Raw genomic sequence first — 24,430 nt, 5'->3', positions numbered from 1 at the left:
ATAGGGCCGGCAAAGGGTGCCGCCTTCAACCCATCGGTAGGGCTTGCTGCACCTGCTGTGCTATCTCGCTTCGATCCATCGCGCTCAAAAGGCCGTCCTTTGTGTCGCAGCCATCTTGGAAAAGATCGAAGAGCGTTGAGGCGGCTCGGCAGCCTTCGAGGCTATTAGGGTCTTTCTTGTGCAGGTAGCACCACTCCGAAAGAGCCTCGAACACGACATTGATGTCATCTGTAAAGGAGATCACGTTTGATAGGTCGGTCATTTCATTCGATGCTCCGCTCAGGCAGAAGCACGAAACTCCCAAGCGGCCGTTGCCAACAGATGCCGACCGATCATGGATAATACTGCCTGCGACGCAGCATGGCTATTAATTAAGACATAGCGGGCCTCCACCAAACGCGCTGGCCTCAGAAGTCCGGGGGAATTGATCTGATCTCTCGCAGATAATGTGCGATTGGCGCCAGTTCGACGACGCTAGGCATGCTTTGGACGATGTCCTCCGGTTGGCACCACGGATAGGGGAGCGATGTGATCCAATCCATGACCGCTCCCAAATGATCCGCCGAAATGATCTCCATCCGATCGATGCTAATGACTAGCCTTTGGACAAGACCTTGGATGTCGGAAAAGTACCAATCGTAGCGGCCGCAGCCAATTCGGATGTCTCCGTTATTCTTCGCCGACATGCCGACGAGCCAATGGCATGGAAAATGGCGTCGATTGGCGTCTGTGGGGCGAGCCAGGCAGAAAGTATAGACATTTTCGAAGTCGTTCGCGAAACGCCGGCAGAGAATCTGTTCGATCTCAGGCAGGCCCTTGGCTGAACTTGGAAAGGAGATGGCGTCGGTCTTGACCACCATCTCCAGCGCAATATCCTCGGCGAAGGCGTGGCGCATCAGGAACGGCCGGTTCCCGTTTTTCGCATGGAAGTACGCACAGACGGCTTCGAACGGACTTGGCATGGCGTAACCTCCGCAATAGACCCGCATCACCCTATCCTATTTTGCTGTTACGGTGGGCGACGGAGGCGCGGTCGTGGTCGTGATAACAATCCCGTCGCCCATTCAATCCGCAGCGGACTTTTTGGAGGCTGGACTTTAGCGTCTGGCTTTCCATTTCCCTTCGATCGAAACCCATCGAAACGTGCCTCGGCCATTGAAGATTGCGACCTACAACGTCAACGGCGTGAACGGACGCCTCGAGATCCTTCTTCGCTGGCTGAAGGAGGACAAGCCCGACGTCGTATGCCTGCAGGAACTGAAGACGGAAGACGCCCGGTTTCCACGCGGTGCGCTCGAGCGGGCCGGCTACGGCGCAATCTGGCACGGACAAAAGAGCTGGAACGGCGTCGCGGTCCTATCCAGGGGCTCGACGCCGATACTGACGCGGCGCGGTCTTCGGAGCGATCCTGATGACACGCACAGCCGCTACATTGAGGCAGCCATCGACGGCATCCTTGTCGGGTGCCTCTATCTTCCGAATGGAAATCCGGCCCCTGGCCCGAAGTTCGATTACAAGCTCCGTTGGTTCCGACGGCTGCACGAATATGCAGCCGAATTGCGCGACCTCGAAATTCCGGCCGTTTTGGCTGGTGACTTCAACGTCATGCCGACGGAAATCGACGTCTACAAGCCGGAGCGCTGGCTGGATGACGCCTTGTTCCGGCCGGAGGTTCGCAAGGCCTATGCCGATCTGGTCGCACAAGGCTGGACCGACGCCGTAAGGCACCTGCATCCGAACGAGCGCATCTATACCTTCTGGAAGTACTGGCGAAACTCCTTCGAACGCGACGCTGGTCTCCGGATCGACCATTTCCTGCTCAGCCCGATGATCGCCCCATGGCTCAAGTCTGCGAGCGTGCGCAGGAAGCCCAGGAGCTGGGAACATACGAGCGACCATGCGCCAGTGATGATCGAGCTTGAGGTTCCCAAGCGCGAAGACGACGCGTGAACACGAGCGATGAAACTGGAAGGAACGCAAGATGGATGCCGACCTCGATACGATGTCGCGGAACGAATTGATCACGGAGGCGAAGCGCCTCCGCGACGCGATCAGAAAACACCGCGACGCCACAGGTCACGACCTCTGTTGGCATCATCCTCAGCTCTGGGAAATGCTGCCGGAAAAGCTCAATCCCGACATCGCGGTGCCTCCCTGGCCGAAGTTCCTCCGAGGTTGCGTCCGCTATCGTGAGAGTTTGGATCGGCAGAAGCCCGACGCACCGGTCCTGGACGAAGAGTTCAAAACCTGATTCGCGCCAACTTCACCGACGGTGAAACTCGGGCGGAAGCGGAGAGCACTGGCGTGCACCTTTCATCCACTCAGGTGGTTGCAGTGGCTGGCGTGTTCATCCACTCGCTCGTCCAGAGCTGCCGCAACCGGTCGCCTTCGCCTCGGAAATAGGCGTCTGCCGCTTCGCAATGCTCCACACGATCGCTGCGAAAATTGCGGATTGCCTGACGCAGCTCACACCAGGCGACAATGTTGGCGGTCTGCGAGTAATAGATGAGGGCGATCGGCTGGATCCTGCGCTCCGTCGTGCGGCCGAGTTCGTCGCGGTAGTAAAGTTGCAGTTTCTGTTCGTCGCGGATGGCGCGACGAACCAGACCAAGATCGAGCCCGACAGGAGATTGGGCAACCGATCCCCAGGCGTAGAGCGCTTTTCGTTCCATCGCCTGGCGCAGCGGCGCAGGTACGGCGCCTGTTATCTTCTGGTTGACGCCCTTGGCCGCCTGCTTGAGTTCCTCGTCGCCGGTTCGATCGAGCAAAGCCAGCGACAAGACGATGGCCTCCATTTCCTCGACCGAGAACATCAGCGGCGGCAGGTCGAAGCCCGGCCGCATGATGTAGCCGATGCCCCGGCCGCCCTCGATCGGAACCCGCATCGCCTGCAAGGCGGCGATGTCGCGATAGATCGAGCGCACGGTCACCTCAAGCGTCTCCGCCATGGCCGCCGCCGTCATCGGTCTGGTCGCCAATCGCAGGATCTGGATGATCTCGAAAAGCCGTGAGGCCTTGCGCATTTTTCGCCTCCGTTGGTCCAGGCTCCTGACAATACACTGTCAGTTGGGCAGTCGTATAGCTTTCCCTATCGAATTGAAAATCAACACGGTCTTGGAAATCGACCCTTGAATTGGATAGCGGGTAACTGACATGACTTACAGCGAAAATCTCTGGCTCTACTTCACCCTTCTCTTCGGCATCATCATTGTTCCGGGGATGGACATGCTGTTCGTGCTGGCCAACTCCCTGAGCGGCGGCAGGCGCACGGGCATTGCTGCGACCGCCGGCATCGTGGCGGGCGGGGCGGTGCATTCGCTCTATGGCGCTATCGGTGTCGGTGTGCTCGCCGTCCTCCTGCCGACCCTGTTCAACCCGCTGCTCTTTGCCGGCGCCGCTTACATGGCCTGGATCGGCTTCACGCTGATTCGCAGTTCGATCACCGTGGAGACCGTCGGGGCGGGCGGTCTGGGCTCGGGCTGGCGGGCATTCCGCCAGGGCGCGGCGACCTGCCTGATGAATCCCAAGGCCTATCTCTTCATGATCGCCGTCTACCCGCAATTCCTGAAGCCGATCTATGGACCGATCTGGGCGCAGGGCCTGGTCATGGGCTTTATGACGATGGCGACCCAAGCGGCTGTCTATGGCACTCTAGCGCTGACAGCGGCGCGAAGCCGCACTTTGCTGGTGTCCAATCCCAAGGCGACGATCCTCGTCGGACGGGTCGCAGGCGCCCTTCTGATCGCCGTCTCAATACTGACGGCATGGCATGGCTGGCGCGTGTCCGTATGAGGAGGGCGCCGCCACCTGACGGTCCATCTTTCCTGATGTCTCACCCACTTGTTACTTTTTTGGTCTGAAAAATTTGCAATGATGCCGCCCGTCCAGCGAAGCCGGGGCTTTGAGGACCTTTGGTAATCAAACAGGAGTGCAGACATGAGACTGAAAGCTATAACCGCGGCAGTGCTCATCGCCGGTCTGGGGGTGATAGGCGTTGCGATTGCAGCGGAGGACGGCACGCACGAAGCACGTTCTGCGCTGATGAAGAAGGTCGGGGGCGCGGCAGGGGCAATGACAGCGATCGCCAAGGGCGAGAAGCCTTATGATGCGGAAGCGGTGAAGGCTGCCCTGATGACGATCTCGGAAACGGCAAAGGTTTTCCCGGATCAATTCAAGCCAGGCACCGAAACCGGGGATAAGGCAGCAAGTCCGAAGATCTGGGAAGATCACGAGGATTTCAAGGCTCGTGCGGCGAAGCTTTCAGCGGATGCCGACAAGGTTCTCGCCCAGCTTCCGACCGACGCAGCCGGAGTCGGCGGCGCTCTGAAGACGCTTGGCGGCAACTGCGGCGGCTGTCATGAGAAATTCCGCATAAAGACCGAATAGCGATCCAGGCATTTTGCTCGAACGATCCGTGCCAGCCTTGCCGCCGGTGCGGATCGTTTTATGTTTTCCGCAAAGCGGTTGGCAACAGGAGCGGTGAATGATCCGCAGGTTCGTCCGGTATTTGCTCTGTCTCGTCGGTGTATTCGTCATTGGCGGGGCGGTCTTCTATTTCATCACCGCGCCCAACGCGCTCCCCGAAAGCCACTGGGCCAACCTCGGCGACCCCGACCTGAAGAACGGCGAGATGGTCTTCTGGACGGGTGGCTGCGTCAGTTGCCACGCCGCGCCGGGATCGGAGGGCGATGCCAAGCTCACCTTGTCGGGCGGCCTGGCGTTGAAGAGCCCCTTTGGCACATTCCACGTGCCCAACATCTCGCCCGATGAGAAGGCGGGTATCGGGACATGGACGCTGGCGCAGTTCGGCAATGCGATGAAGCGTGGCGTCTCGCCGAACGGACAGCATCTCTATCCGGCCTTTCCCTACAATTCCTATGCCCGGATCAGCGACAAGGACATCAACGATCTCTTCGGCTATCTGAAGACGCTGCCGAAGAGCGGGAACGTCGCCCCGCCGCACGACTTGCCTTTCCCTTATAACATCCGGCTGGCATTGGGCGGCTGGAAGTTCCTCTATTTCAACGACGAGCCGCGCGTCGTGCTCGCGGCCAATGTCGACGACAAGGTCAAGCGCGGCCAGTATCTGGTCGAAGGCGCCGGCCACTGCGGCGAATGCCACACGCCGCGCGATCGGCTTGGCGGCTTCGTGGCAAACACCTGGCTGTCGGGAGCACCGAATCCGGAAGGCCGGGGCCGCATCCCTAACATTACGCCAGGCTCGAAGACCGTCGGCTCATGGAGCCAGGACGATATCGCCAACTATCTGGAAACCGGCTTCACGCCCGACTTCGATACGGCAGGGGGCTCGATGGCGGAGGTGCAGCGCAACCTCGCTCGTCTGCCGAAGCCGGAGCTCGAGGCGATCGCAGCTTACCTGAAGGCGGTTCCGAGCCATTAATATTAGCGATATCTCAAAAATGCCGCATTGCAGCACTCCACTCGGTTGCACGCACTGGAATGCCCTGTGGCGAACCCCGGTTCGCTTTCCGAACGACGCCCAAGAACGTCTTCCGAAAGGACAGCCGCATGCATGTTACGTCGGTCAACTCTGCGGATGATCTCGAAACTGTTGCCCGCAAGGGCGGCAAATTGCGGCGCATGGTCGCCCGGTTGCCGACCTACATGGCCGACATCCGCGAAAATCCTGCCTGGCTGCCGATGTTCCTGCTGGCGCGCACCGTCCCGGCGCGCAAGGTGCATTGGCTGACCGCGCGGCGCAGCAATGGTGCGATCGAGAATCTGCCGACGCTCTTCAAGGGCGTGAATCATGCAGATGCCGTCGCGGCGCTGCGGCGCGACGGGATATTTCCGAACCTGAGCCTACCCGAGGCGATCACCCGTGAAATCGCCAGCTTTGCAGATGCGACCCCATGCTTTGGAAATTTCGATCGCAAGATCGAGTTCCTGGCGTCCGATCGCCGAGCCGTGGAGCAGCAATGGGGGCGGCCGATCCTGAGCGGCCACCATTTCGAGCGAGCGCTTGATTGCCCAGCCGTTCGTGCTGTCCAGCGCGATCCGGTTCTGTCGGAGATTGCGCGCTGCTATCTCGGTGCGCAGGCCCGGCTGATCACCACCCGCACCTGGTGGAGTTTTCCGACGAGAGCAAGCGAAGCCGACCGCAGCCTGGCATCGCTCGACAAGTATCACTTCGATCTCGATGACTGGCGGATGCTGAAGTTCTTTTTCTATCTCGTCGATGTCGACGAGGGCACCGGTCCGCATGTCTATGTCAGGGGCAGCCACAACAAGCGGCGCCTCAAGCACCAGTTGACCCTTCTGGTCGGCCACCCCGCGCACGAGATCCTCGAATTCTACGGCAAGGAGAGCGTGATGACGCTGACCGGCGCGGCCGGCTTCGGCTTCGCCGAGGATCCCTTCGGTTTTCATATGGGCACGGTTGCCAAGACGAAGCCGCGTCTGATGATGGAGGTGGGCTTCGGTGTTTCCAAGCCCTCACGCCGCCGCTTCCACGGTGAGCCGGTCCTTCGATAAGACAAGCGGCGCGTCGGCCTAGGCCGCCTTCGGCTGGTGCTCGGCGCCGAACATCAGGACATATTGGTCGAGGTCGTCGCCTGCGTGCCCGAGGGCGCGGTAGATTTCAGCAGCAAAGGTCATCGGTGCCGATCCCGGCGCCGTCACCAGCTTTCCGGCGCGCACTGCCTGCGGGCTGTCCTTGTAGTGCGCCTGGCCGGCATAGCCCGGCGCGCTGGCGATGAAGTCGGCGGCGTTGCTGGTATGGTCGGTCGCATTCAATGCTCCGGCGCGCGCAAGCGCCAGAGTCGCGCCGCAGATTCCCGCCACGAGCTTGCCATGCGTAGTGAAGTCGTCGATCACAGGCTTCAGATCGGGTGCCTTTTCCGTTTCCCAGATCGTGCCCCCACACAGCACCAGCCCGTCGAAGGCATTGGCATGCAGGTTTTCCGCGACGGTGTCGGACGCAACGCGCATGCCGCCCATCGAGCGCACCTCAGCGCCGTCGGGCGTTGCGATCACCACGTCGAAGCCGAAATAGGAGCGCGCGGAGGCCGTCAGTTGGGCGACCTCCCAGTCGGCGAATCCATCGGTGAGGACGATTGCAAGTCGGGTCATCCGTTTCTCCTTGCAGGCTGTCCGGGGCGGTCAATGCCGCTCATGCCAAAGCTTGCATATAGCGCATGCCGGTGACCGGGCGAGGCACGAAGTCCATATTCTCGTAGAAGCGATGGGCCTGTACATTGCCGGTGGCGGCGCTGACTGAGAGGTAGCCGCAGCCTGCACTGCGGGCCGTGTCGCGGGCGCGGTTGACGAGATGCTGACCGACGCCATGGCCGCGATGGCCGTCCCGCACGAAGAGATGATGCAGATCCATGCCGCGAGCACCGTCCTGCGCCCTGTAGAGCGGCACAAGAATGGCGTAGCCGATCAGGCCTTCATCGCTTTCGGCAACCAGGGCGCTGATCCATGGCACCGGACCGAACAGGTCACGCTCGAGCTGCTCCGGGCTCGAGGCGGCCGGATCGCCGTGGTGCTTGGCGAGCAGGCCGATCATTTCGTTGAGTTCGGGCAGGTCACGCGGCTTGGCGGCGCGGATATTGATCACCGGCGGGCGGATCAATGAGATTTCGGTGTCTTCGATTTCAAGCATGGTCTTCGCGTCCTTGTGTGGTGTTCTGCCGTCAGGACGCTGCCGATACAACAAAGCCGCCTGACGGCGGCTTGTTGACAATATGATCTGTCCGGCCGCCCCTTACAGGTACAGCCAAAAATACGAGCTGGTGATGTGCGCGTTCTTGATCATGTGTTGATAGATCATCCAGAACGCGGTGTTTGTCAATGGGTTTTGTGAGCTCGCGCTTGGAAGCGAACAGCGTCGCCTGACGCAGCCGTCCGATCGCTCGGTCACCGACATCGAGAGCCAGATCGGCAAGTGTCATGCCGATCTGTACGCCGCCGCTGATCGCTCTTGGCGCCGAAATCGCGAGGCCGTTGATGTCGCTTTTCATCTCAGGGATATTTGTATATAGGGTACCCCCCTATGCTAAATGGATAAGCTTATGTCCCACACCACGCACCAGAAGAAGAAGCTGCTGGCTCGCGTCAGCCGTCTGAAAGGCCAACTGGAAGCCGTCGAGCGCGCGCTGGAGGCGGAGCGACCCTGCGGAGAGATCTTGCAGCTGCTTGCCTCGATCCGCGGCGCCCTGAACGGCCTGACCGGTGAAGTGCTGGACGACCACCTTCACGAGCATGTCCTGCATGCCGCCGATGAGAAGGCCCGGATGGAGGCCGTCGAGGAAATATCCGAAGTTCTGCGAACCTACATTCGCTGAGACAACCGACATGAGGAGCGTGCGATGGCCGCACAGACCCAAACACTTGAGCACGACCACGTTTTCCTGGGTGCCGACCACGATCGCAACGCCCGGCGCGTTTGGTTCGTCATTGCGCTCACCGCCGTCATGATGGTGGTCGAGATCGGCGCCGGAACCTACTACGGCTCCATGGCGCTGGTCGCCGATGGCTGGCACATGTCGACCCACGCGAGTGCGCTGCTGATCTCGGCGGTTGCCTATCTCTATGCCCGCCGTCAGGCGCACAATCCGCGCTTCACCTTCGGCACCGGCAAGCTCGGCGATCTCGCGGGCTTTGCCAGCGCCATCATTCTGATGCTGATTGCGCTCCTGATGGCCTGGGAGAGCTTCCTGCGCATCACCCATCCCGTGCAGATCAGTTTCGCCCAGGCGATCGGCGTCGCTGTCGTCGGTCTGCTGGTCAATCTGGCGAGCGCCTGGCTCCTGAAGGACGACCATCATGGCCACAGCCATGGCCATTCCCACCATCACGAGCATCACCATCACGGCGATCATGCCTACCATGGCGACCATGCACATTCCGCACATGCCTCGGACAACAACATGCGCGCCGCCTACGTCCATGTCATCGCGGATGCGCTGACCTCGGTACTTGCCATCGCCGCACTGCTGTTCGGCAGCCTCTACGGTTGGCTCTGGCTTGATCCGCTGATGGGCATCGTCGGGGGCCTTATCATCGCCCAGTGGTCGTGGGGCCTGATGCGGTCGTCCGGCCGCGTGCTGCTCGATGTCGTGCCGCAGGAGGCAGATCTACAGGACGAGATCCGTTCGGCGCTGGAAACGGGCGGCGAGCGGATCACCGATCTCCATGTCTGGCAGGTCGGTCCCGGCCACCACGCCGCGATCGTCGCTCTGGTGACCCCACAGGCGGAAAGTCCTGCCTTCTACAAGGCAAAGCTCGGACCCGTTGCCGGCCTCTCGCATGTCACCGTCGAGGTCACGCAGTCCGCAGCCGCTTGACGCGACTCATCGGGGCCACAATCAGTCTCTAGCCAAGTGTTCGTTGATTTGAGGCAGAGGAATTTTCATGCGTGGCTTTTCGATCCGTCGCCGGACCCTTCTCGGTTCGGCATTGCTTTCACCTGCCTTGCTCCTGCCGCGCGTTGCGTGGTCGGAAGACAGCGACGATGAAATCAACCGGCGGATGGACGCGCTCGAAAAGGCGATCGGCGGTCGCATCGGCGTGTCGGCGATCGACACGGAGACCAACATCTCCTTCGGTTACCGCGAGACCGAGCGCTTCCCCCTCTGCAGCACCTTCAAGGTCCTGGCTGCGGGGTTGGTGCTGGCGCGTGTCGACAAGGGACAGGAAAATCTCGAGCGGCGCGTCGTCTACGAGCAGGACGAGCTCGTCACCTATTCGCCGGAAACGGAAAAGCACGTCGGCGGCGAGGGCATGAGCATCGGCGAACTCTGCGAGGCGGCGATCACACTGAGCGATAACACGGCAGGCAACCTGCTGCTGGAGAGCTTCGGCGGACCGGCCGAGTTGACCAAATGGCTGCGCACGCTCGGCGATCGATCGACGCGGCTCGACCGCTGGGAAACGGCGCTCAACGAAGCCAAGGACGGCGACCCGCAGGATACGACCACGCCGGACGCGATGGTCGACACACTCGGTAACCTGACGCTGGGCTCGGCCCTGTCGGAACCTTCGCGTGACAAGCTGGTGGCGTGGATGGTGGCGAACACGACAGGCGGCGCGCGGCTGCGCGCCGGCCTGCCGGACACGTGGAAGATCGGCGACAAGACGGGCACCGGAAACAACGGCAGCGCTGCCGATATCGCCGTCGTCTGGCCGCCCGGTCACGGTGCGATCCTGGTCGCGGCTTACCTGACGCAGGCCAAGGCGCCGGTCTCCGAGATCAACCCTGTCTTCGCCGAGGTCGGAAAGATCGTGGCCGATATGGTCGGATAGCGCTTTCCTCTCAAAGAAATGCTACGGAAACGTGAATCTCCGTCGCATCGATCTGAGTCAGTTTGTGAAGGTTTCATCGCCGAACTGAAGCGTTGTGCCAGGCAGGTTTCGTGAAATGTGGCGCCACTGGTCCTTTGGCAACTCAACATGACCGCTTTGCGCCGAAAGCAGCCGCCCTGTTGTCGCCTATCGCCATACTCACGCGATCGTTGCGAGCAGATCCTCCACCGAGGCAACGCGGACGAAGGACTGCGCCGCCGGGGCAAGATCAGGGTCCAGAGTAACCAATGCGTCCGCCTGGAGCTGCGCGACGGCGATGTATTCGGCACAATAGGTATTCGTCCATTCGAGTTTGCTGGCGATGTTCCACGCGTACCGCTGCAACACGCGGTCGCCGAGCAGTCGAATTCTCAGACCGCGAAGATAGTCCAGCTGATCGTCAGCTTCCCTCTTGTCCAGATCGCCATTACGAACCGCCGAGTAGAGGCGGGCCAATACCTGGGATCGCAAGAGCGTCGGGGCAACCAAGGCGTGGCTGTCAGGGACCTCTGCGGCGTTCTTCGCGAGCAGGAGCGCAGCGTCTGCCGCGATCGCAAACCGCTTCTTCATCACGATCTTCCCTCCCTGGACATTGATGCGGATCCAGCTTGTGCGGTTAGATCATCCTCCCTCCAGTGCCGACAGCAAAAAATGCCCCAATCCGTCATCGAGCCCGCTCTGCCGCCTTCCGGTCGTCAGAAACGGTCCGCCGGATCGACCCGCTGGCAAAGCGCGACTACGCCAGCTCCGCATCTAAAGCGCGTCGCCCGTTTTTTGATTCAGGTTCTCGAATCGGCCGATTTGTGATTCCTTCTTGGCTGGAAGGAGACCGATCATGGGCAAATCACATCCGATCGAGTTGCGTTCCCGTGTTATTGCATTCGTTGAAGAGGGCAACACCCATCGCGAGGCGTCCCGTCATTTCCGGGTGTCGCCTCGATTTGTGAATAACCTTGTTATCCTGAAGCGGGAGACGGGTTCTCTGTCGCCGAGACGACAGGGTCATATTGGTGGCGGCAAGTTAAGTGACCACGGTGCGTGGTTTCGGGAACGTATGGCTGAGAAGGGTGATTTGACGCTTGATGAATTGTGCGTCGAGCTTGCCGAGCGCGGCGTAATTGTGCATCGCTCGAGCGTTGGCCGTATGTTGCACCGGCTCGGGTTAAGCCACAAAAAAAAGCTTGATGGCAAGCGAGCAGCTTCGTCCGGAAATCGCTCGGGCGAGAAGTCTATGGATCGAAAGGCGCAAGCCGTTTTTTGATAAGGCTCTGGCACGCCTCACTTTTATCGATGAGACGTCGACGAGCACAAAGCTGACAAAACGCTCCGGTTGGTCGTTACGGGGTCACCGTTACCGCAGTCATGCGCCTTTCGGATCCTGGAAGACGCAGACGTTTATCGCTGGCCTCAGATCGCATTCCATGGTCGCGCCATGGATTGTCAACGCACCAATGAATGCCGAGATATTCGAGACTTGGATCGAAACGCAACTTGTCCCAACTTTATCAAAGGGGGACATCGTCATTGCCGATAATGTTCGTTTCCACAAAAGCCAAAAGGCCGAAAAACTCATCAGACAAACCGGTGCCAGGCTGCTGTTCCTACCGGCCTATTCGCCCGACCTGAACCCAATCGAGATGGCCTTCTCGAAACTCAAGTCGCTCCTACGAAAGAAAGCCGCAAGGAGCTTCGACGCAATATCGAATGCCCTCAGCGACATCTGCGCATTGTTCTCCGTTGACGAATGTCGAAACTACTTCAAGGCCGCAGGGTATGAGGCGATTTAGATGCGACAAGCTTTAGGCACCGATGATCGTGTCGGTGCTCGGCTGGTCCTTGCTGTCGCCGTCGCCGGTCAGCTGCCGCTTCAGCTCGTCGGCAATCTGCTTTTCGATGGCCTCGCGCTGTTCTGGCGGCATCGCCTTGAGATCGTCCTCGGTCAGGCCGAGCCGCTGAAGGACCTGGTCGTGGATCCGCTCCGCCGGAGTCTGTTCGGCGAGATCGGTAAACTCGGAGACAACAGCGTCATGGCGTGCTTTCGCGGGATCTTCGGTGCCGTCCATGGTCACGGTGCCGCTGCTCTGCAGCGCCCACATCGTGCTGGAGATCGACGTCGGCGTGCTGCTTGGCTGCAGTGCCGCGCCGCTCTGGCGAACGCTGAGTTCGATATCACCCGTCTGTTGCTTGTTGCGTTGGCCGGATTGGCTGAAGAGGTTGCTCAGTCCATAGGTGCTGGAAATGCTGCTGCCGATCTTCATGAAAATTCTCCTTTGAGCAATGCGCGGAGAATGGCGCGGCAGTCCTGCCCGGAGCTTGTGTCGGCGGGCTCGGATGGCCGGGACAAGTGGCGGCCATCCAATGGGTCTCGAGGCGTCAGGGCAGGGCGTAGCCGATCACATAGTCACCGGCCTTGGTGCCGACCGAGCCATGTCCGCCGGCGACGATGACGACGAACTGCTTGTTGTCGCTGGTCGTATAGGTCATCGGCGTCGCCTGGCCGCCGGCCGGCAGACGGGCCTGCCATAGTTGTTGCCCGTTGGTGACATCGTAGGCTCGCAGGTAGTTGTCGACGGCAGCCCCGAGGAAGGCGACCCCGCCCTTGGTTAGCATCGGGCCACCGATGCCGGGTACGCCGACCTTGAACGGCAGCGGCAGCGGCGTCATGTCGTGCACGGTGCCGTTCTTCAGCTTGTAGGCGATCTTGCCGGTGAGGAGATCGACGCCGGCGACGTAGCCCCATGGCGGCGCCTGGCAGGGGACCTTGAGCGGTCCGAGGAACGGTCCCATGAATACCCCGTAGGGTGCGCCGTCGTTGCGGTTGAGGCCCTGTTCGCTCCCTTTCTCATCCTGCCCCTTCGGCGGGATGTCGGAGGCGGGAACCAGCCGCGAGGTGAAGGCAAGATAGGTCGGCATGCCGAACATGATCTGCCGCTCCGGGTCGACAGCAACGCTGCCCCAATTAAAGGTGCCGAAATTGCCGGGGTAGATGATCGAGCCCACGAGCGAAGGCGGCGTATATCGCCCTTCATATTTGTATCGGTGGAAATCGATGCGGCAGGCGAGCTGGTCGAGCAGAGTCACCCCCCACATGTCGTTCTCCTGCAGCGGCGGCGGCGAGAAGGTGAGGTCGGAGATCGGCTGCATCGGCGACGTATGATCCTCAGGGATGGCACCTGATGGCGCGGGGATTTCCTTGAAGGGAATGATCGGCTCACCGGTACGACGGTCAAGCACGTAGATGTCGCCCTGCTTGGTCGGGCCTACCAGCGCCGGCACGACGGTCCCATCGGGCTTCCTCATGTCGAAGAGCACCGGCTGGGCCGGCACGTCCATGTCCCAGAGATCGTGATGGACAAACTGTTGAACCCATTTCAGCTGCCCGGTGTTGATGTCGAGCGCGACGATCGAGGAGGAGAATTTCTCGACGTTCTCGCTTCTGTTCATACCGAGCTGGTCCGGCACCTGGTTGCCGAGCGGGATGTAGACCATGCCGAGCCCGTCATCGACGCTGAAGACCGACCAGCTGTTCGGAGAGTTGGTCGTATAGGTCCGGTCTTGGGGCAGGGGGGTTGTCACATCGGGATTGCCGGAGTCCCAGTTCCAGATCAGAGCACCTGAATTGATGTCGAATGCGCGGATGACGCCGGACTGCTCGTGCGTCGAATAGTTGTCGTTGACGGCCCCGCCGATGATCAGCTTGCCGGCGACCGCGACCGGCGGCGAGGTCGAATAGTAGTAGCCGGCCGGATTGTACTTCATGCCCTGCTCAAGATGCAGCACACCCTGATCCGCAAAGCTCGTGCAGACCTTTCCGTCGAGCGCATCGAGAGCGATCAGCCGCGCATCCGAGGTCGGCAGGTAGACCCGATCGACGCAGGGCTGGCCGGCGGCCGTCGCCGTATCGTGGTAATAGGTGACGCCGCGGCAGGTCTGGTGCTGCCTGTCAGGGTTCATGCCGGAATTGGCGTCGTATTTCCATTTTTCCTTGCCGGTCGTCGCGTCGAGTGCGATCGCCCAGTTATGCGGCGTGCAGAGGTAGAGCGTGTCGCCCACTTTGAGAGGTGTCACCTGGTAGGTCGTTTCGCCGACATCATCGGGTCGCTTCACGTCACCGGTCTGATAACGCCAGACCTCCTTGAGATCCTTGACGTTGCTAACATTGATCTGGTCGAGCGGCGAGTAGCGCTGGCCGAATGGGGTGCGGCCATACTGGTGCCATTCGCCGTCCTGAACGGTGCCGCCGAATGTCGTCGTGCCGGAAGCCTCGGTCGGCAGGTTGCCGTGCAGGTCATGCGGGTCCGTCGTCATCGAGAAGCTCGCAACGGCGATGGCGATCAGCACCGGAATGGTAAGCGGCCAGTGGCTGGCCCCGTAGGACGTCCCGGTCGGACTCTGGAAGCCGAGGGGCCGACGGATCCAGGGCGTCAGCAGCCACAGTCCGAGCAGGATGATCAGACCGCCGCGCGGACCGAGTTGCCACCAATCGAAACCGACCTCCCAGATCGCCCAGACAAGCGCAACGATGATCAGAGCCGCGTGGACCCACAGGGCGGCTGCACGACGCAGCAGAAGCAGGACGGCGGTGATGAGAAACATCGCACCGGCGAAGAGGTAAAAGAAGCTGCCGCCAAGGATGATGAGCCAAAGCCCGCCGCCGACCAGGGCAAGGCCGAGGAGCATGAAAAGAACGGAGGTAATGACGATTACTACCATTATGGGGAACTCCCGCTGAGGTTAGCCGGGTGCGGTCAGGCGCGAAAAATGCCTTCTAATCAGCGAGATAGAGCGGTCGCAATGGGCGTCAACTGCGACCATAGGTGTCAGAGGGGATAGGTTTGCATCCGATCACGTGCCGCAGAAGGTCTGCAGCACACGTTCTTCCGGCTTCGGCGGCTCCATGTAGGCCGCAAAGTCCGGTTGGTCGTCATACGGCTTGGCGAGAACGGCAAGCAACGCCTCGAACAGCGAAAAGTCGGCATCCTCGACGGCGGCGTTGATCGCCTGCTCGATGCGGTGGTTGCGCGGAATGAAGGCGGGATTGACAGAGCGCATGGCCGCCCTGCGCTCGGCCTCGGTCCGGCCCTCGTCACGGGTCAGGCGGTCGCGCCAGCGGGCAAGCCATTCGCGCGCCCCATCCGGTTCCCGGAAAGCCGAGAGGAACAGTGCCTCGCCATCTCCTGGACCGACGGCGTCGGAAAGGCGGCGGAAGGCGAGGGTAAGATCGGCCTGGCTTGCCTGCATCGCGGCAAGCAGCGATTGAATAAGGTCCAGATCGCCGTCTTCGACGGTCGATAGGCCGATCTTCTCGCGCATGCCGCGCAGCCAGTGGATCTGGAAGCGCTCGCCATATTGCCGGATCACGCTGTTGGCGAGCTCGACGGCCTTTTCCGCATCCGCATCAAAGAGCGGCAACAGGGTTTCGCCAAGCCGTGCCAGGTTCCATTGGCCGATGCCGGGTTGATTGGCATAGGCATAGCGGCCGCCCTGGTCGATCGAGGAAAAGACCGTGCCGGGATGGTATTCGTCCATGAAGGCGCAGGGGCCGAAATCGATCGTCTCGCCCGAAATGGTCATGTTGTCGGTATTCATGACGCCGTGGATGAAGCCGATATGCAGCCACCTGGCGATCAAGGCCGCCTGCCGCTCGCAGACGGTCTCGTAGAGCGCGAGGTAGGGATTGTCCCTGTCCTTGAGTTCCGGATAGTGCCGGTCGATCACATAATCGGCCAGCGCCCGAACGCCGTCGGTATCGCCCCGCGCGGTGAAGAACTGGAACGTGCCGACGCGAATGTGGCTTGCGGCAACACGGGTAAACACTGCACCTGGCAGCATGTTCTCGCGATAAACGGGCTGCCCGGTCGAAACGGCGGCCAGCGCGCGGGTTGCCGGGACGCCGAGCGCATACATCGCTTCGCTGACGATATATTCCCGAAGCACCGGGCCGAGCGCGGCACGGCCATCGCCGCGGCGGGAATAGGCGGTCTGGCCCGCACCCTTCAGCTGGATGTCCCAGCGCTGGCCGTTTCGGTCGATCACCTCGCCAAGCAGGATCGCCCGCCCGTCGCCGAGCAATGGCACGAAGGAGCCGAACTGGTGCCCTGCATAGGCCATCGCCAGCGGATCGGCGCCTTCAGGCACGAGGTTGCCCGAAAAGATCGCCGCGCCGTCGCGCTTCAGCGCCTCGACATCGAGGCCGAGTTCTTCCGCAAGCGGTTCGTTCAGTTTGATCAGCCACGGCTCGGCGGCCTGCGAGGGCGCCTGGCGCGTAAAGAATTGCTGTGGCAACCGCGCATAGCTGTTGTCGAAGGCGAAGGGCCGCGAAGGGGATGCATTCTGAGCAAGGGTCATATGCTTTAGGTAGGGCTCCGGCGCGCATGACGCAAGCCGGGAGCCCTTGCTCCGAGCTTGCGGCTGGTCGTGCGGCGCTTCAGTAACCCAGCCATTCCCGGATGGCACGGCTGCCTTTCCATATAAGCATAACGACGCCACATTTGCGGGCGTATACAAGGATCTCTAATCCCCTTTTGGCATCACGCCATACCATACCGCGGCCATCGCTTCCGCGCCGGCCACGCCATTGCGAGTGATCCCTGACGATGTCGGATCAGATCTATCAGGCGGCTGCCGTCGGGCGCGCCAAGCCCAATTTCCGCGTGATAGCGATGATCGTGGCGAGCGCCATGTTTATGGAGCAGCTCGACGCCACCGTTCTGGCGACGGCGCTGCCGACCATGGCACGCGATTTCGGCGTCAGCGCCCCGTCGATGAGCATCGCGCTGACTTCCTACCTTCTCAGCCTGGCGATTTTCATTCCGGCAAGCGGCCTGATTGCCGATCGCTTCGGCTCGCGCACCGTTTTCCGCTCGGCGATCGCCGTCTTCGTGACAGGCTCCATCTTCTGCGCGCTGTCGCCCAATCTCCTCTGTCTCGTGCTGGCGCGACTGCTGCAGGGCCTTGGCGGCGCGATGATGCTGCCGGTCGGGCGCCTCGTGCTGCTCCGCAGCGTCTCCCGCAAGGACATGGTCAACGCCATGTCGTGGCTGCTGGTGCCGGCGCTGATCGGCCCGATCCTCGGCCCTCCGGTTGGCGGCCTGATCGTCACCTATCTCGACTGGCGCTGGATCTTCTACATCAACGTGCCGATCGGCATCATCGGCTTCACCCTGGTCTCGATCTTCATCGAGGACTTCAAGGGCGAGGCGAAGCGCCCGTTCGATACGGTTGGTTTCATTCTCTCCGGTATTGCGCTCGGCTCGCTGTTGTTCGGTTTTGAAAGCTCGAGCCGTCCGGGCGAGGGTGCGTTCTCGCTGTTCCTCATCGCGGTCGGTCTGCTCTTCGGCGTAGCCTATCTCAAGCATGCCCGCCGCCACCCGGCGCCGATCATGGACTTTTCGCTGATGAAGGTGTCGAGCTTCGGCACGTCGGTCATTGCCGGTTCGCTGACCCGTATCACGCAGGGCGCGCAGCCCTTCCTGCTGCCGCTCTATTTCCAGCTCGGTTTCGGACTGTCGGCGGCCAAGGCCGGCCAGCTCGTCACCGCAGCGGCCCTCGGCTCGATGGCGATGAAGGCCGTCGCACCCAGCGTACTGCGCCGTTTCGGCTTCCGCAGCAGCCTGGTCGCGAACGGCATCATTGCCACCTGCGGCTATGCCCTCTGCGCCGCCTTCCGGCCCGACTGGCCGCTGGGGCTGATCTTTGCGATCCTCGTCATGTGCGGCTTCTTCATGTCGTTCCAGTTCACGGCCTACAACACGGTGGCCTACGATGAGATCGACCGCGATCGCATGAGCTCGGCCACCAGCTTCTACACGACGTTCCAGCAGCTGATGCTGTCGCTCGGCATCTGCGTCGGCGCGCTGGCGCTCCACACGTCGATGACGGTCAACGGCAGCGAGACGCCGGAGCTCCACGATTTCTCCGCCGCCTTCCTTTTCGTCACCGCGATCTCGATCACGGCGACCTTCTGGAACCTGCGCTTTTCGCGCAGCGCCGGCGCCGACATCAGCGGTCATAACGCCGGCAAGGCTGCGCACACCGCAGAACACTGACCGCGACGCGGCAGAGAACTGACCGTCACGCGGCACTCGGAAGCGCCGGCAGGCAAGCCTCGCAGATCGCGGCAACATGCCGGTGATCGGTGCCGCAGCAGCCGCCGACGATCCTGATTTGCGGCATTCTCTGCATCAGCTCCCTGTACCGCTGCCCGAGATCGACCGGATCGCCGGCATCCAGCGTTTCGCTGTCGTCCAGTTCGGCATGGCTCATGCGCGAGGCATTTGCCCGCAGCCCATGAATGCGTTTTGTCCATCCCGCGCGATGATCCAGCGCCTCGGCAAAATGCGTCGGATGCGCGCAATTGATCATGTAATAGGCCACCGAACCGCCCGTCGCCGCATCCGTCGTCTCGATTACCTCCTGCATGCTGCGCCCGGTCACCAGCTTGCCGTCGGTCTCGACCGTGAAGGAGATAACGCAGGGCATATCGCGGGCCGAGGCCGCCCGGGCGATACCGATTGCCTCGTCGATGTTGTTCAGCGTGACGGCGGAGATCATGTCCGCATCGCTCTCGGCAAAGCTGCCGATCTGGACGCTGTGATAATCCTCGGCTTCGGCCGCGTTCATCCGGCCGGCCTTGTACCCATCGCCGCGTGGCCCCATCGCGCCGCTGAGCACGATCGGCCGCCCCGGCTCCTCGTGCCGCTCGCGCAATCCCGCAAGCAGGGCAATGCTTTGAACGTTTGCGTCATGCAGCGCCTCCGACGTGTAACCCAGCTTTTCCGCCCAATCGGGGCTCGCCCTCCATGTCGGGCTGTCGAGAATGAAGCCGGCGCCATGCTTGCGGGCGATGTCGAGGTAACGGCGATAGTAGGCGCGCAGCCGGTCGCGGCCTTCTTCTGAAGCCATCATCACGAAGGATGCGAAGTGCGGCAGCTGCAGCCCGTCATGAAAGATGAAGGTCGTTTCCATGCCGCCGTCGGTGACGAATGCGCCGCCCTTGAGTTGCGGCAGGCTGTGTCTGTACTTGGCCATGACAATCCCTCTATGTGCAAGCAATTCTCACGAACAAGTTCTCCGCTTCCGGGCTGCGAAACTAGACGACTTGCGGTATAGTTGGGCATCGCATGATGTTTGCCTTTGATTTCAGCCGCTTCCGCGGGGCGGATGACAAAAGGCCTCCATATAGACCAGAGCTGGCGGGCAAAAACCGTACCGGCGGTACAGGGAATTTGATGCGCAAGGGCCAGGAGACCAGAACCCGCATCCTGGATGTGGCCGAAACTGCCGTCCTGCAGAAGGGCTTCGGCGGCACCTCGATCGAAGAGCTGATCGCCGAGACCGGCATCACCAAGAGCGGCTTCTTCTACCACTTCCGGGACAAGAACGCGCTCGCCAAGGCGCTGCTCGAGCGGTACATCGAAAACGACGAACGAATCTACGACGAGATATTCACCCGCGCCCGCGAGCTGACCGAAGATCCGCTGCAATCCTTCATGCTCGGTCTGAAGCTGCTTGCCGAACTGCTGTCCGACCTGCCGAACGGCCATCCGGGCTGCCTCGTGGCCACGGTCTGCTACTATGAACGCCTGTTCGACCGCGACATCCAGGAAACCAACAAGCAGGCGGTGCTCGCCTGGCGACGGCGGTTCCGCGGCATGTTCGAGGAGATCATGGTAGTCTACACGCCGCGCGAACCGATCGAGATCGACCAACTGGCCGACATGGTTTCGACGGTGCTCGAGGGCGGCATCGTCCTGTCGAAGGCCTTGAAGGAACCGCAGGGGCTCGCCGACCAGGTTCTCGTGCTGCGCAGCTTCGTGAAGCTGCTGTTTCAGCCGCAGATCGTTCGCCAGTGATCCGGCCTAGCGGTCGTCTTCCATGGCAGCCGCCATCTCGGCGAGCTTGCGCACGGTATTGAGATTGCGCGCCGTTCCTAGTTTCAAGGCCGGCAGCTTGAGCTTCGATTTGCCGGAGCCAACAGGGAAGTGGACATAGATTTCGCGCCCGGCGAGAACGGCCTCTTCGCCATCGGGGGCCACCATCTTGTCCAGCGCATCATCAGGCGCCGCTTCCGGTAGGAAGCTTACCAGGAGATAGTTGGGCTTGGCATCTGGGAAGGGCGCGTTGGCGGCAATCGCTTCCAACTCCTTGCGGCTGCGCAGCATCACGCCGGGCTTCTTGCCGAGCAGCTTTCCCAGCGCGTCGTCCAGCTTCTGCTCGACCTCGACCTCTGCTGCATCGGCGCGAAACAGCACGTTGCCGCTCTGGATGTAGGTCTTCACGTCGCTGAAGCCGAGCTCTTCGCAGACCGCCATCAGCTCCGCCATGGGCAGCTTGCCCGTGCCGCCGACATTGATCGCCCTCAGGAGCGCCACATAGACCGTCACGGGCTCCTCCAGCCGATTATATCTTGCCCGCGACCTTGATCGCGAAAGCATATTCGAAGGCGATCTCCTCGAGGCGCTGGAAGCGTCCCGAAGCGCCGCCATGGCCGGCATCCATGTTGGTCTTCAACAGGATCGGTGCCGAGCCGGTGGTCTTTTCGCGCAGCCGCGCCGCCCACTTTGCCGGCTCCCAATAGGTGACGCGCGGATCGGTGAGGCCGCCGAGCGCCAGGATCGGCGGATAGGCCTTGGCGCCGACATTGTCGTAGGGCGAATAGGCGGCGATCTGCTCGTAGTCTTCCTTGCTCTCGATCGGGTTGCCCCATTCCGGCCATTCCGGCGGGGTCAGCGGTAGCGTGTCGTCGAGCATGGTGTTCAGCACGTCGACGAAGGGAACGGCGGCGATCAGGCCGGCGAACTTTTCCGGCGCCATGTTGGCAACGGCGCCCATCAGCATGCCACCGGCCGAGCCGCCCTCGGCGATGATGTTGGCATAGGAGGTGAACTTCTCCTGATTCAGATAGTCAGCGGCGGCAATGAAGTCCTTGAAGGTGTTGGTCTTCTTTTCCATCTTGCCGTCTTCGTACCAGGCAAAGCCCTTGTCCTTGCCGCCGCGGATATGGGCGATGGCATAGACGAAGCCGCGATCGGCGAGCGACAGGCAGTTGGTGTTGAAGCCGGCCGGAATGGTGATGCCGTAGGCGCCGTAGCCGTAGAGCAGGCAGGGTGCCGAACCGTCGAGCGGCGTGTCCTTGCGATAGAGCAGGGTGACGGGCACCTGTTCGCCATCCCAGGCGGGCGCGAACACGCGGCGGGTGACGTAATCGTCCGGATTGTGGCCCGAGGGCACCTCCTGGGTCTTCAACAGCGTGCGCTCGCGCGTCACCATGTTGTAGTCGTATAGCTGCGACGGCGTCGTCATCGAGGAATAGGAGAAGCGGATGACGTCGGTGTCGTATTCCGCGGCCCCCTGCAGCCCGAGCGAATAGGCCTCTTCGGCAAAGGCGATCGCGTGTTCCTCGCCGGTGCGACGGTCACGGATGATTATCTGCGGCAGGCCATCCTTGCGCTCCAGCCAGAGCAGGTGGCGGGCATAGGCCATGTGGCTGATGATCAAGGTTCCCGGCTTGTGCGGCACGACCTCGCGCCAGTTCGCCTTGCCCGGGTTTTCAACCGGCGCTTCCATGATCTTGAAATCCTTGGCGTCGCCGTCATTGGTCAGGATGTAGAAGACGTCGCCGCCTTCCGTCATCGAATATTCGATGCCTTCCTCGCGCTCGGCGACCAGCTTCGGCTCGGCCGTCAGGTCCTTGGTGGACAGCAGGCGGTATTCCGAGGTCTCGTGATCGTGGATGTCGATGTAGATGAAGTCGTCGAGCAGCGAACCGCCGACGCCCATGAAAAAGCCCGCATCCTTTTCCTCATAAACCAGCCGGTCTTCAGATTGAGGCGTGCCAAGAATGTGGTGAAACACCTTCGACGGGCGGTGGTTCTCATCGAGCGCAGAATAGAAGAAGCTCTTGCCATCGGGCGCCCAGACGCCGCCGCCGCCGGTGTTCCCGATCACGTCGGCCAGGTCCTCGCCAGTCGCAAGGTCACGCACGCGCAGCGTATAGAACTCAGAACCCTTGTCGTCGTAACCCCAGATGCCGCGGCTGTGGTCGGTCGAGTGATCGAGGCCGGCGAGCCTGAAATAGGCCTTGCCCGCGGCCTCCTTGTCGCCGTCGAGCAGAACGGTGCGGATAGCCTCGTCCTTGACGGCGCCGTTACGCGGAATCCGGAAATAGCGAGGCTGTTCGCCGCCGGTCACGAAGAAGGTACCGTAGGCGTAGTCGCCGTCCTTCATCGGCACGGAGCTGTCGTCTTCCTTGATGCGGCCGCGCATCTCCGAAAACAGCGTCTTCTGCAGCACCTTTGTGTCTTCCATGGCCGCGTTCATGTAGACGTTTTCGGCTTCCAGATGTTGGCGGATCGCGGGATCGAGGATCGCGGGATCCTTGAACATCGCCTGCCAGTTGTCGGCGCGCAGCCAGGCATAGTCGTCGGTGCGGGTGATGCCGTGGCGCGTATCGGAGATCGGCTTCTTGGTGGCGACGGGTGGGTTCGGCAGGTTCTTGAAGACGGTCAAGGAAAGCTCCGGAAACGTGATGTCAGGTGGGCAAGAGATAGAGAGGCGGATGCCTGGGATCAAGCGCCCAAGACGGACCTGTGGCAAAAGCGAAGGAATGCTCACGTTGCCTTGATGTCACCACATTGTTTAAGAAAGTCCGCTATGCCACCCGGAATTCGCCCCTCGTACGACCGTCAAAACCACGGTTCTCCACAGGCGATTCCGGAATGAGAATGCAAAGGAATCCCACCGTAATGCCAAAACGTCTCGTGTTGCTTCTGTCCGCATTTAGCCTTGCTTTTCCAGCCTTCGCAGTCGATCCCGCCATCAAGAAGCAACTCGAAAAGCTCGATCCCGCGACCCGCCTCGAACAGAGCTGTGACACGGAGGCGATGAGCCGAATAAACAAGGACGAGACCGGCTACAAGCCCGACAAGGTCATCGCCTACACGTTCAAGGATCCCGTTCCGAGCGACGACAGGCTGGAGGCGCCAGGCGCGGTCTTCCGCAGCAAGGGCGACTGGTATCATCTCTCCTACACCTGCATCACCGGCCCGCAGCACATCAATGTCCGCGATCTGCAATACAAGATTGGCGAAAAGGTCCCGCGCGAGAAGTGGGAAAAATATTACCTCTATGATTGATCGCGGCGCGCGCCGTGAGTTGCCTTTCTGAAGCCTTAGTCCTCAGGCATCAGAATTGCCGCTGAAGCCGGCGGCGAATCGCAGCAGCGACCGCAGGCGGCATCAAACCACATGGCGCCTGACCGCGATGTGCATTATGCAGCGCTTGAACCACGAACGGCTTCTCTTTGGCATGAATCGTATTCTTCTCGTTTCGGCGTTGCTGATCGCATCCGCCTCGATTGTGTCCGCTGCCGCTCCTCCGCCGGAGGAAGCGCCGGTCGTCACCGCGCCCTCGAAGGTCGTGCAGGCCCCCAAGATGGCAGCAGGGCCGAAGCTGGTTGAGCCGCATCTGCGCATTGCCCGGTCGGGCATCAAGGGTCACGCGCGGGTGGCGCTGACCTTTGACGCTTGCATGGGTCAGGCCGACGACCGCATCCTCTCGGTGCTGGTCCAGGAGCGCATTCCCGCGACCATTTTCGTCACTGCGCGCTGGCTGAAGCACAATCCGCAGGCGCTGCAGGTCTTCCTTGAGAATCCCGATCTGTTCGAACTCGAGAACCACGGTCAGAATCACGTTCCAGCCGTCGACAAGCCGGTCTCGATCTATGGCATCGCGTCCGCGGGCTCGCCCGAGGCCGTGCGGCAGGAAGTGCAGGGCGGTGCCGATGCGATGCTCGCAGCCGGTATTGCCCCGCCGCACTGGTTCCGCGGCTCGACCGCCAAATACGACCTCTCCGCCATCGCCCAGATTCGCGACATGGGGTACCGCATCGCCGGTTACTCGGTGAATGGAGACGGCGGCTCGCTGCTCGGCGCCGTTGTCACGGAAAAGCGCATTGCATCGGCCAAAGACGGCGACGTCGTGATCTCCCACATCAACCAGCCGACCCACGCCGCCGGCGAGGGCGTCGCCAAGGCGATCGTCGATCTCATGGCCAAGGGTGTCGAATTCGTCCGGCTGCAGGATGTCGAGGACACCGGCGACGACCGGACGACGCAGTGAG

The 24,430-nt window shown here is 61.5% G+C and carries 28 protein-coding genes; 15 read left to right on the top strand and 13 right to left on the bottom strand.

Annotated features, from left to right (window positions below; translation table 11 throughout):
• Window positions 1-25: 25 nt before the first annotated feature.
• Together IB244_RS11510 and IB244_RS11505 are read right to left on the bottom strand one after the other, a co-directional pair.
• A complete protein-coding gene (locus tag IB244_RS11510; protein ID WP_018116356.1) occupies window positions 26-262 on the bottom strand; it encodes a hypothetical protein in 237 nt (78 codons plus the stop codon).
• Between the two features lie 145 nt (window positions 263-407).
• Window positions 408-962, bottom strand: coding sequence for a hypothetical protein (locus IB244_RS11505; RefSeq protein ID WP_192304247.1), 555 nt, complete (start codon window positions 960-962; stop codon window positions 408-410).
• Between the two features lie 193 nt (window positions 963-1,155).
• On the opposite strand from IB244_RS11505, the gene xth reads away from it, so the two are divergent.
• Window positions 1,156-1,950, top strand: a complete 795-nt coding sequence (xth, locus tag IB244_RS11500) for an exodeoxyribonuclease III (protein WP_018859483.1) — start codon at window positions 1,156-1,158, stop codon at window positions 1,948-1,950.
• 31 nt (window positions 1,951-1,981) lie between these two features.
• Window positions 1,982-2,251, top strand: a complete 270-nt coding sequence (locus tag IB244_RS11495) for a hypothetical protein (RefSeq protein ID WP_113471774.1) — start codon at window positions 1,982-1,984, stop codon at window positions 2,249-2,251.
• Between the two features lie 70 nt (window positions 2,252-2,321).
• Here the strand turns inward: IB244_RS11495 and IB244_RS11490 are convergent, their stop codons facing one another.
• A complete protein-coding gene (locus tag IB244_RS11490) occupies window positions 2,322-3,023 on the bottom strand; it encodes a helix-turn-helix transcriptional regulator (protein WP_018859481.1) in 702 nt (233 codons plus the stop codon).
• 130 nt (window positions 3,024-3,153) lie between these two features.
• Here IB244_RS11490 and IB244_RS11485 point away from each other — a divergent pair, with 130 nt between their 5' ends.
• From IB244_RS11485 to IB244_RS11470, 4 genes are all read left to right on the top strand, one after another.
• Window positions 3,154-3,792 carry a LysE family translocator gene (locus IB244_RS11485; RefSeq protein WP_018859480.1) on the top strand — a complete coding sequence of 213 codons (639 nt, stop codon included), beginning with the start codon at window positions 3,154-3,156 and terminating at the stop codon, window positions 3,790-3,792.
• Between the two features lie 144 nt (window positions 3,793-3,936).
• Complete coding sequence (locus IB244_RS11480) at window positions 3,937-4,386, top strand: c-type cytochrome (protein WP_018116350.1); 450 nt, start codon at window positions 3,937-3,939, stop codon at window positions 4,384-4,386.
• 97 nt (window positions 4,387-4,483) lie between these two features.
• Window positions 4,484-5,401 (top strand): c-type cytochrome, encoded by a 918-nt coding sequence (locus IB244_RS11475; protein WP_113471772.1) that lies wholly within the window; start codon window positions 4,484-4,486, stop codon window positions 5,399-5,401.
• A 128-nt stretch (window positions 5,402-5,529) separates the two neighbouring features.
• Complete coding sequence (locus IB244_RS11470; protein ID WP_169682875.1) at window positions 5,530-6,495, top strand: hypothetical protein; 966 nt, start codon at window positions 5,530-5,532, stop codon at window positions 6,493-6,495.
• 18 nt (window positions 6,496-6,513) lie between these two features.
• Here IB244_RS11470 and IB244_RS11465 read toward each other — a convergent pair whose 3' ends face one another.
• From IB244_RS11465 to IB244_RS11455, 3 genes are read right to left on the bottom strand one after another with little or no spacing between them, the layout of a single operon-like run.
• Window positions 6,514-7,092, bottom strand: a complete 579-nt coding sequence (locus IB244_RS11465; protein ID WP_018859477.1) for a type 1 glutamine amidotransferase family protein — start codon at window positions 7,090-7,092, stop codon at window positions 6,514-6,516.
• Between the two features lie 40 nt (window positions 7,093-7,132).
• On the bottom strand, window positions 7,133-7,627 hold the full coding sequence (locus tag IB244_RS11460; protein ID WP_018116573.1) for a GNAT family N-acetyltransferase: 495 nt from the start codon (window positions 7,625-7,627) through the stop codon (window positions 7,133-7,135).
• A gap of 31 nt (window positions 7,628-7,658) precedes the next feature.
• Window positions 7,659-7,985 carry a hypothetical protein gene (locus tag IB244_RS11455; protein ID WP_113471771.1) on the bottom strand — a complete coding sequence of 109 codons (327 nt, stop codon included), beginning with the start codon at window positions 7,983-7,985 and terminating at the stop codon, window positions 7,659-7,661.
• 51 nt (window positions 7,986-8,036) lie between these two features.
• Between IB244_RS11455 and dmeR the strand changes: the two genes are divergently transcribed.
• The 3 genes from dmeR to bla all read left to right on the top strand — a co-directional run bounded on the left by dmeR (window position 8,037) and on the right by bla (window position 10,269).
• Complete coding sequence (gene dmeR, locus IB244_RS11450; RefSeq protein ID WP_018116571.1) at window positions 8,037-8,309, top strand: Ni(II)/Co(II)-sensing transcriptional repressor DmeR; 273 nt, start codon at window positions 8,037-8,039, stop codon at window positions 8,307-8,309.
• A gap of 24 nt (window positions 8,310-8,333) precedes the next feature.
• Window positions 8,334-9,311: a CDF family Co(II)/Ni(II) efflux transporter DmeF gene (gene dmeF / locus IB244_RS11445; protein ID WP_169682873.1), complete on the top strand. Its 978-nt coding sequence runs from the start codon at window positions 8,334-8,336 to the stop codon at window positions 9,309-9,311.
• Window positions 9,312-9,378: 67 nt separating this feature from the next.
• Window positions 9,379-10,269 carry a class A beta-lactamase gene (gene bla, locus IB244_RS11440; protein ID WP_169682871.1) on the top strand — a complete coding sequence of 297 codons (891 nt, stop codon included), beginning with the start codon at window positions 9,379-9,381 and terminating at the stop codon, window positions 10,267-10,269.
• 198 nt (window positions 10,270-10,467) lie between these two features.
• Here the strand turns inward: bla and IB244_RS11435 are convergent, their stop codons facing one another.
• Window positions 10,468-10,878: a type II toxin-antitoxin system VapC family toxin gene (locus tag IB244_RS11435; protein WP_192304245.1), complete on the bottom strand. Its 411-nt coding sequence runs from the start codon at window positions 10,876-10,878 to the stop codon at window positions 10,468-10,470.
• A gap of 265 nt (window positions 10,879-11,143) precedes the next feature.
• Between IB244_RS11435 and IB244_RS32140 the strand changes: the two genes are divergently transcribed.
• Both IB244_RS32140 and IB244_RS32135 read left to right on the top strand, forming a co-directional pair.
• Entirely contained in the window at window positions 11,144-11,569 is a 426-nt protein-coding gene (locus IB244_RS32140) for a helix-turn-helix domain-containing protein (protein ID WP_246734393.1), read from the top strand.
• On the top strand, window positions 11,493-12,095 hold the full coding sequence (locus IB244_RS32135) for an IS630 family transposase (RefSeq protein ID WP_246734392.1): 603 nt from the start codon (window positions 11,493-11,495) through the stop codon (window positions 12,093-12,095). Before IB244_RS32140 ends, IB244_RS32135 begins: the two co-directional genes overlap by 77 nt.
• Before the next feature lie 12 nt (window positions 12,096-12,107).
• Here IB244_RS32135 and IB244_RS11425 read toward each other — a convergent pair whose 3' ends face one another.
• The 3 genes from IB244_RS11425 to IB244_RS11415 all read right to left on the bottom strand — a co-directional run bounded on the left by IB244_RS11425 (window position 12,108) and on the right by IB244_RS11415 (window position 16,656).
• Window positions 12,108-12,566, bottom strand: coding sequence for a hypothetical protein (locus IB244_RS11425; RefSeq protein WP_192304243.1), 459 nt, complete (start codon window positions 12,564-12,566; stop codon window positions 12,108-12,110).
• Window positions 12,567-12,681: 115 nt separating this feature from the next.
• Entirely contained in the window at window positions 12,682-15,021 is a 2,340-nt protein-coding gene (locus IB244_RS11420) for a glucose/quinate/shikimate family membrane-bound PQQ-dependent dehydrogenase (RefSeq protein WP_192304241.1), read from the bottom strand.
• 132 nt (window positions 15,022-15,153) lie between these two features.
• The gene (locus IB244_RS11415; protein ID WP_169682865.1) at window positions 15,154-16,656 is read right to left on the bottom strand and encodes a protein adenylyltransferase SelO; all 1,503 of its coding nucleotides are present in this window, start codon (window positions 16,654-16,656) and stop codon (window positions 15,154-15,156) included.
• A 248-nt stretch (window positions 16,657-16,904) separates the two neighbouring features.
• Here IB244_RS11415 and IB244_RS11410 point away from each other — a divergent pair, with 248 nt between their 5' ends.
• Complete coding sequence (locus IB244_RS11410; RefSeq protein WP_169682862.1) at window positions 16,905-18,356, top strand: DHA2 family efflux MFS transporter permease subunit; 1,452 nt, start codon at window positions 16,905-16,907, stop codon at window positions 18,354-18,356.
• Window positions 18,357-18,381: 25 nt separating this feature from the next.
• On the opposite strand, the gene IB244_RS11405 is transcribed toward IB244_RS11410, so the two are convergent.
• Complete coding sequence (locus IB244_RS11405) at window positions 18,382-19,338, bottom strand: homocysteine S-methyltransferase family protein (protein ID WP_113471765.1); 957 nt, start codon at window positions 19,336-19,338, stop codon at window positions 18,382-18,384.
• 200 nt (window positions 19,339-19,538) lie between these two features.
• On the opposite strand from IB244_RS11405, the gene IB244_RS11400 reads away from it, so the two are divergent.
• Window positions 19,539-20,162 carry a TetR/AcrR family transcriptional regulator gene (locus IB244_RS11400; protein WP_169682860.1) on the top strand — a complete coding sequence of 208 codons (624 nt, stop codon included), beginning with the start codon at window positions 19,539-19,541 and terminating at the stop codon, window positions 20,160-20,162.
• 6 nt (window positions 20,163-20,168) lie between these two features.
• On the opposite strand, the gene IB244_RS11395 is transcribed toward IB244_RS11400, so the two are convergent.
• Together IB244_RS11395 and IB244_RS11390 are read right to left on the bottom strand one after the other, a co-directional pair.
• Window positions 20,169-20,693, bottom strand: coding sequence for a DUF1697 domain-containing protein (locus IB244_RS11395; protein WP_192304239.1), 525 nt, complete (start codon window positions 20,691-20,693; stop codon window positions 20,169-20,171).
• Between the two features lie 16 nt (window positions 20,694-20,709).
• On the bottom strand, window positions 20,710-22,818 hold the full coding sequence (locus tag IB244_RS11390; RefSeq protein ID WP_169682856.1) for a S9 family peptidase: 2,109 nt from the start codon (window positions 22,816-22,818) through the stop codon (window positions 20,710-20,712).
• 236 nt (window positions 22,819-23,054) lie between these two features.
• Between IB244_RS11390 and IB244_RS11385 the strand changes: the two genes are divergently transcribed.
• Window positions 23,055-23,444: a DUF930 domain-containing protein gene (locus IB244_RS11385; RefSeq protein ID WP_018116560.1), complete on the top strand. Its 390-nt coding sequence runs from the start codon at window positions 23,055-23,057 to the stop codon at window positions 23,442-23,444.
• A 172-nt stretch (window positions 23,445-23,616) separates the two neighbouring features.
• A complete protein-coding gene (locus IB244_RS11380) occupies window positions 23,617-24,429 on the top strand; it encodes a polysaccharide deacetylase family protein (protein WP_026372088.1) in 813 nt (270 codons plus the stop codon).
• The last annotated feature ends 1 nt before the right edge of the window (window position 24,430 follow it).

The sequence above is a fragment of the Rhizobium sp. RHZ02 genome (genome assembly GCF_014851575.1).
Taxonomy (GTDB): Bacteria; Pseudomonadota; Alphaproteobacteria; order Rhizobiales; family Rhizobiaceae; genus Rhizobium; species Rhizobium altiplani.
Note: the sequence above shows the minus strand (reverse complement) of the source record. Positions and strands in the feature narration are given on the sequence as shown.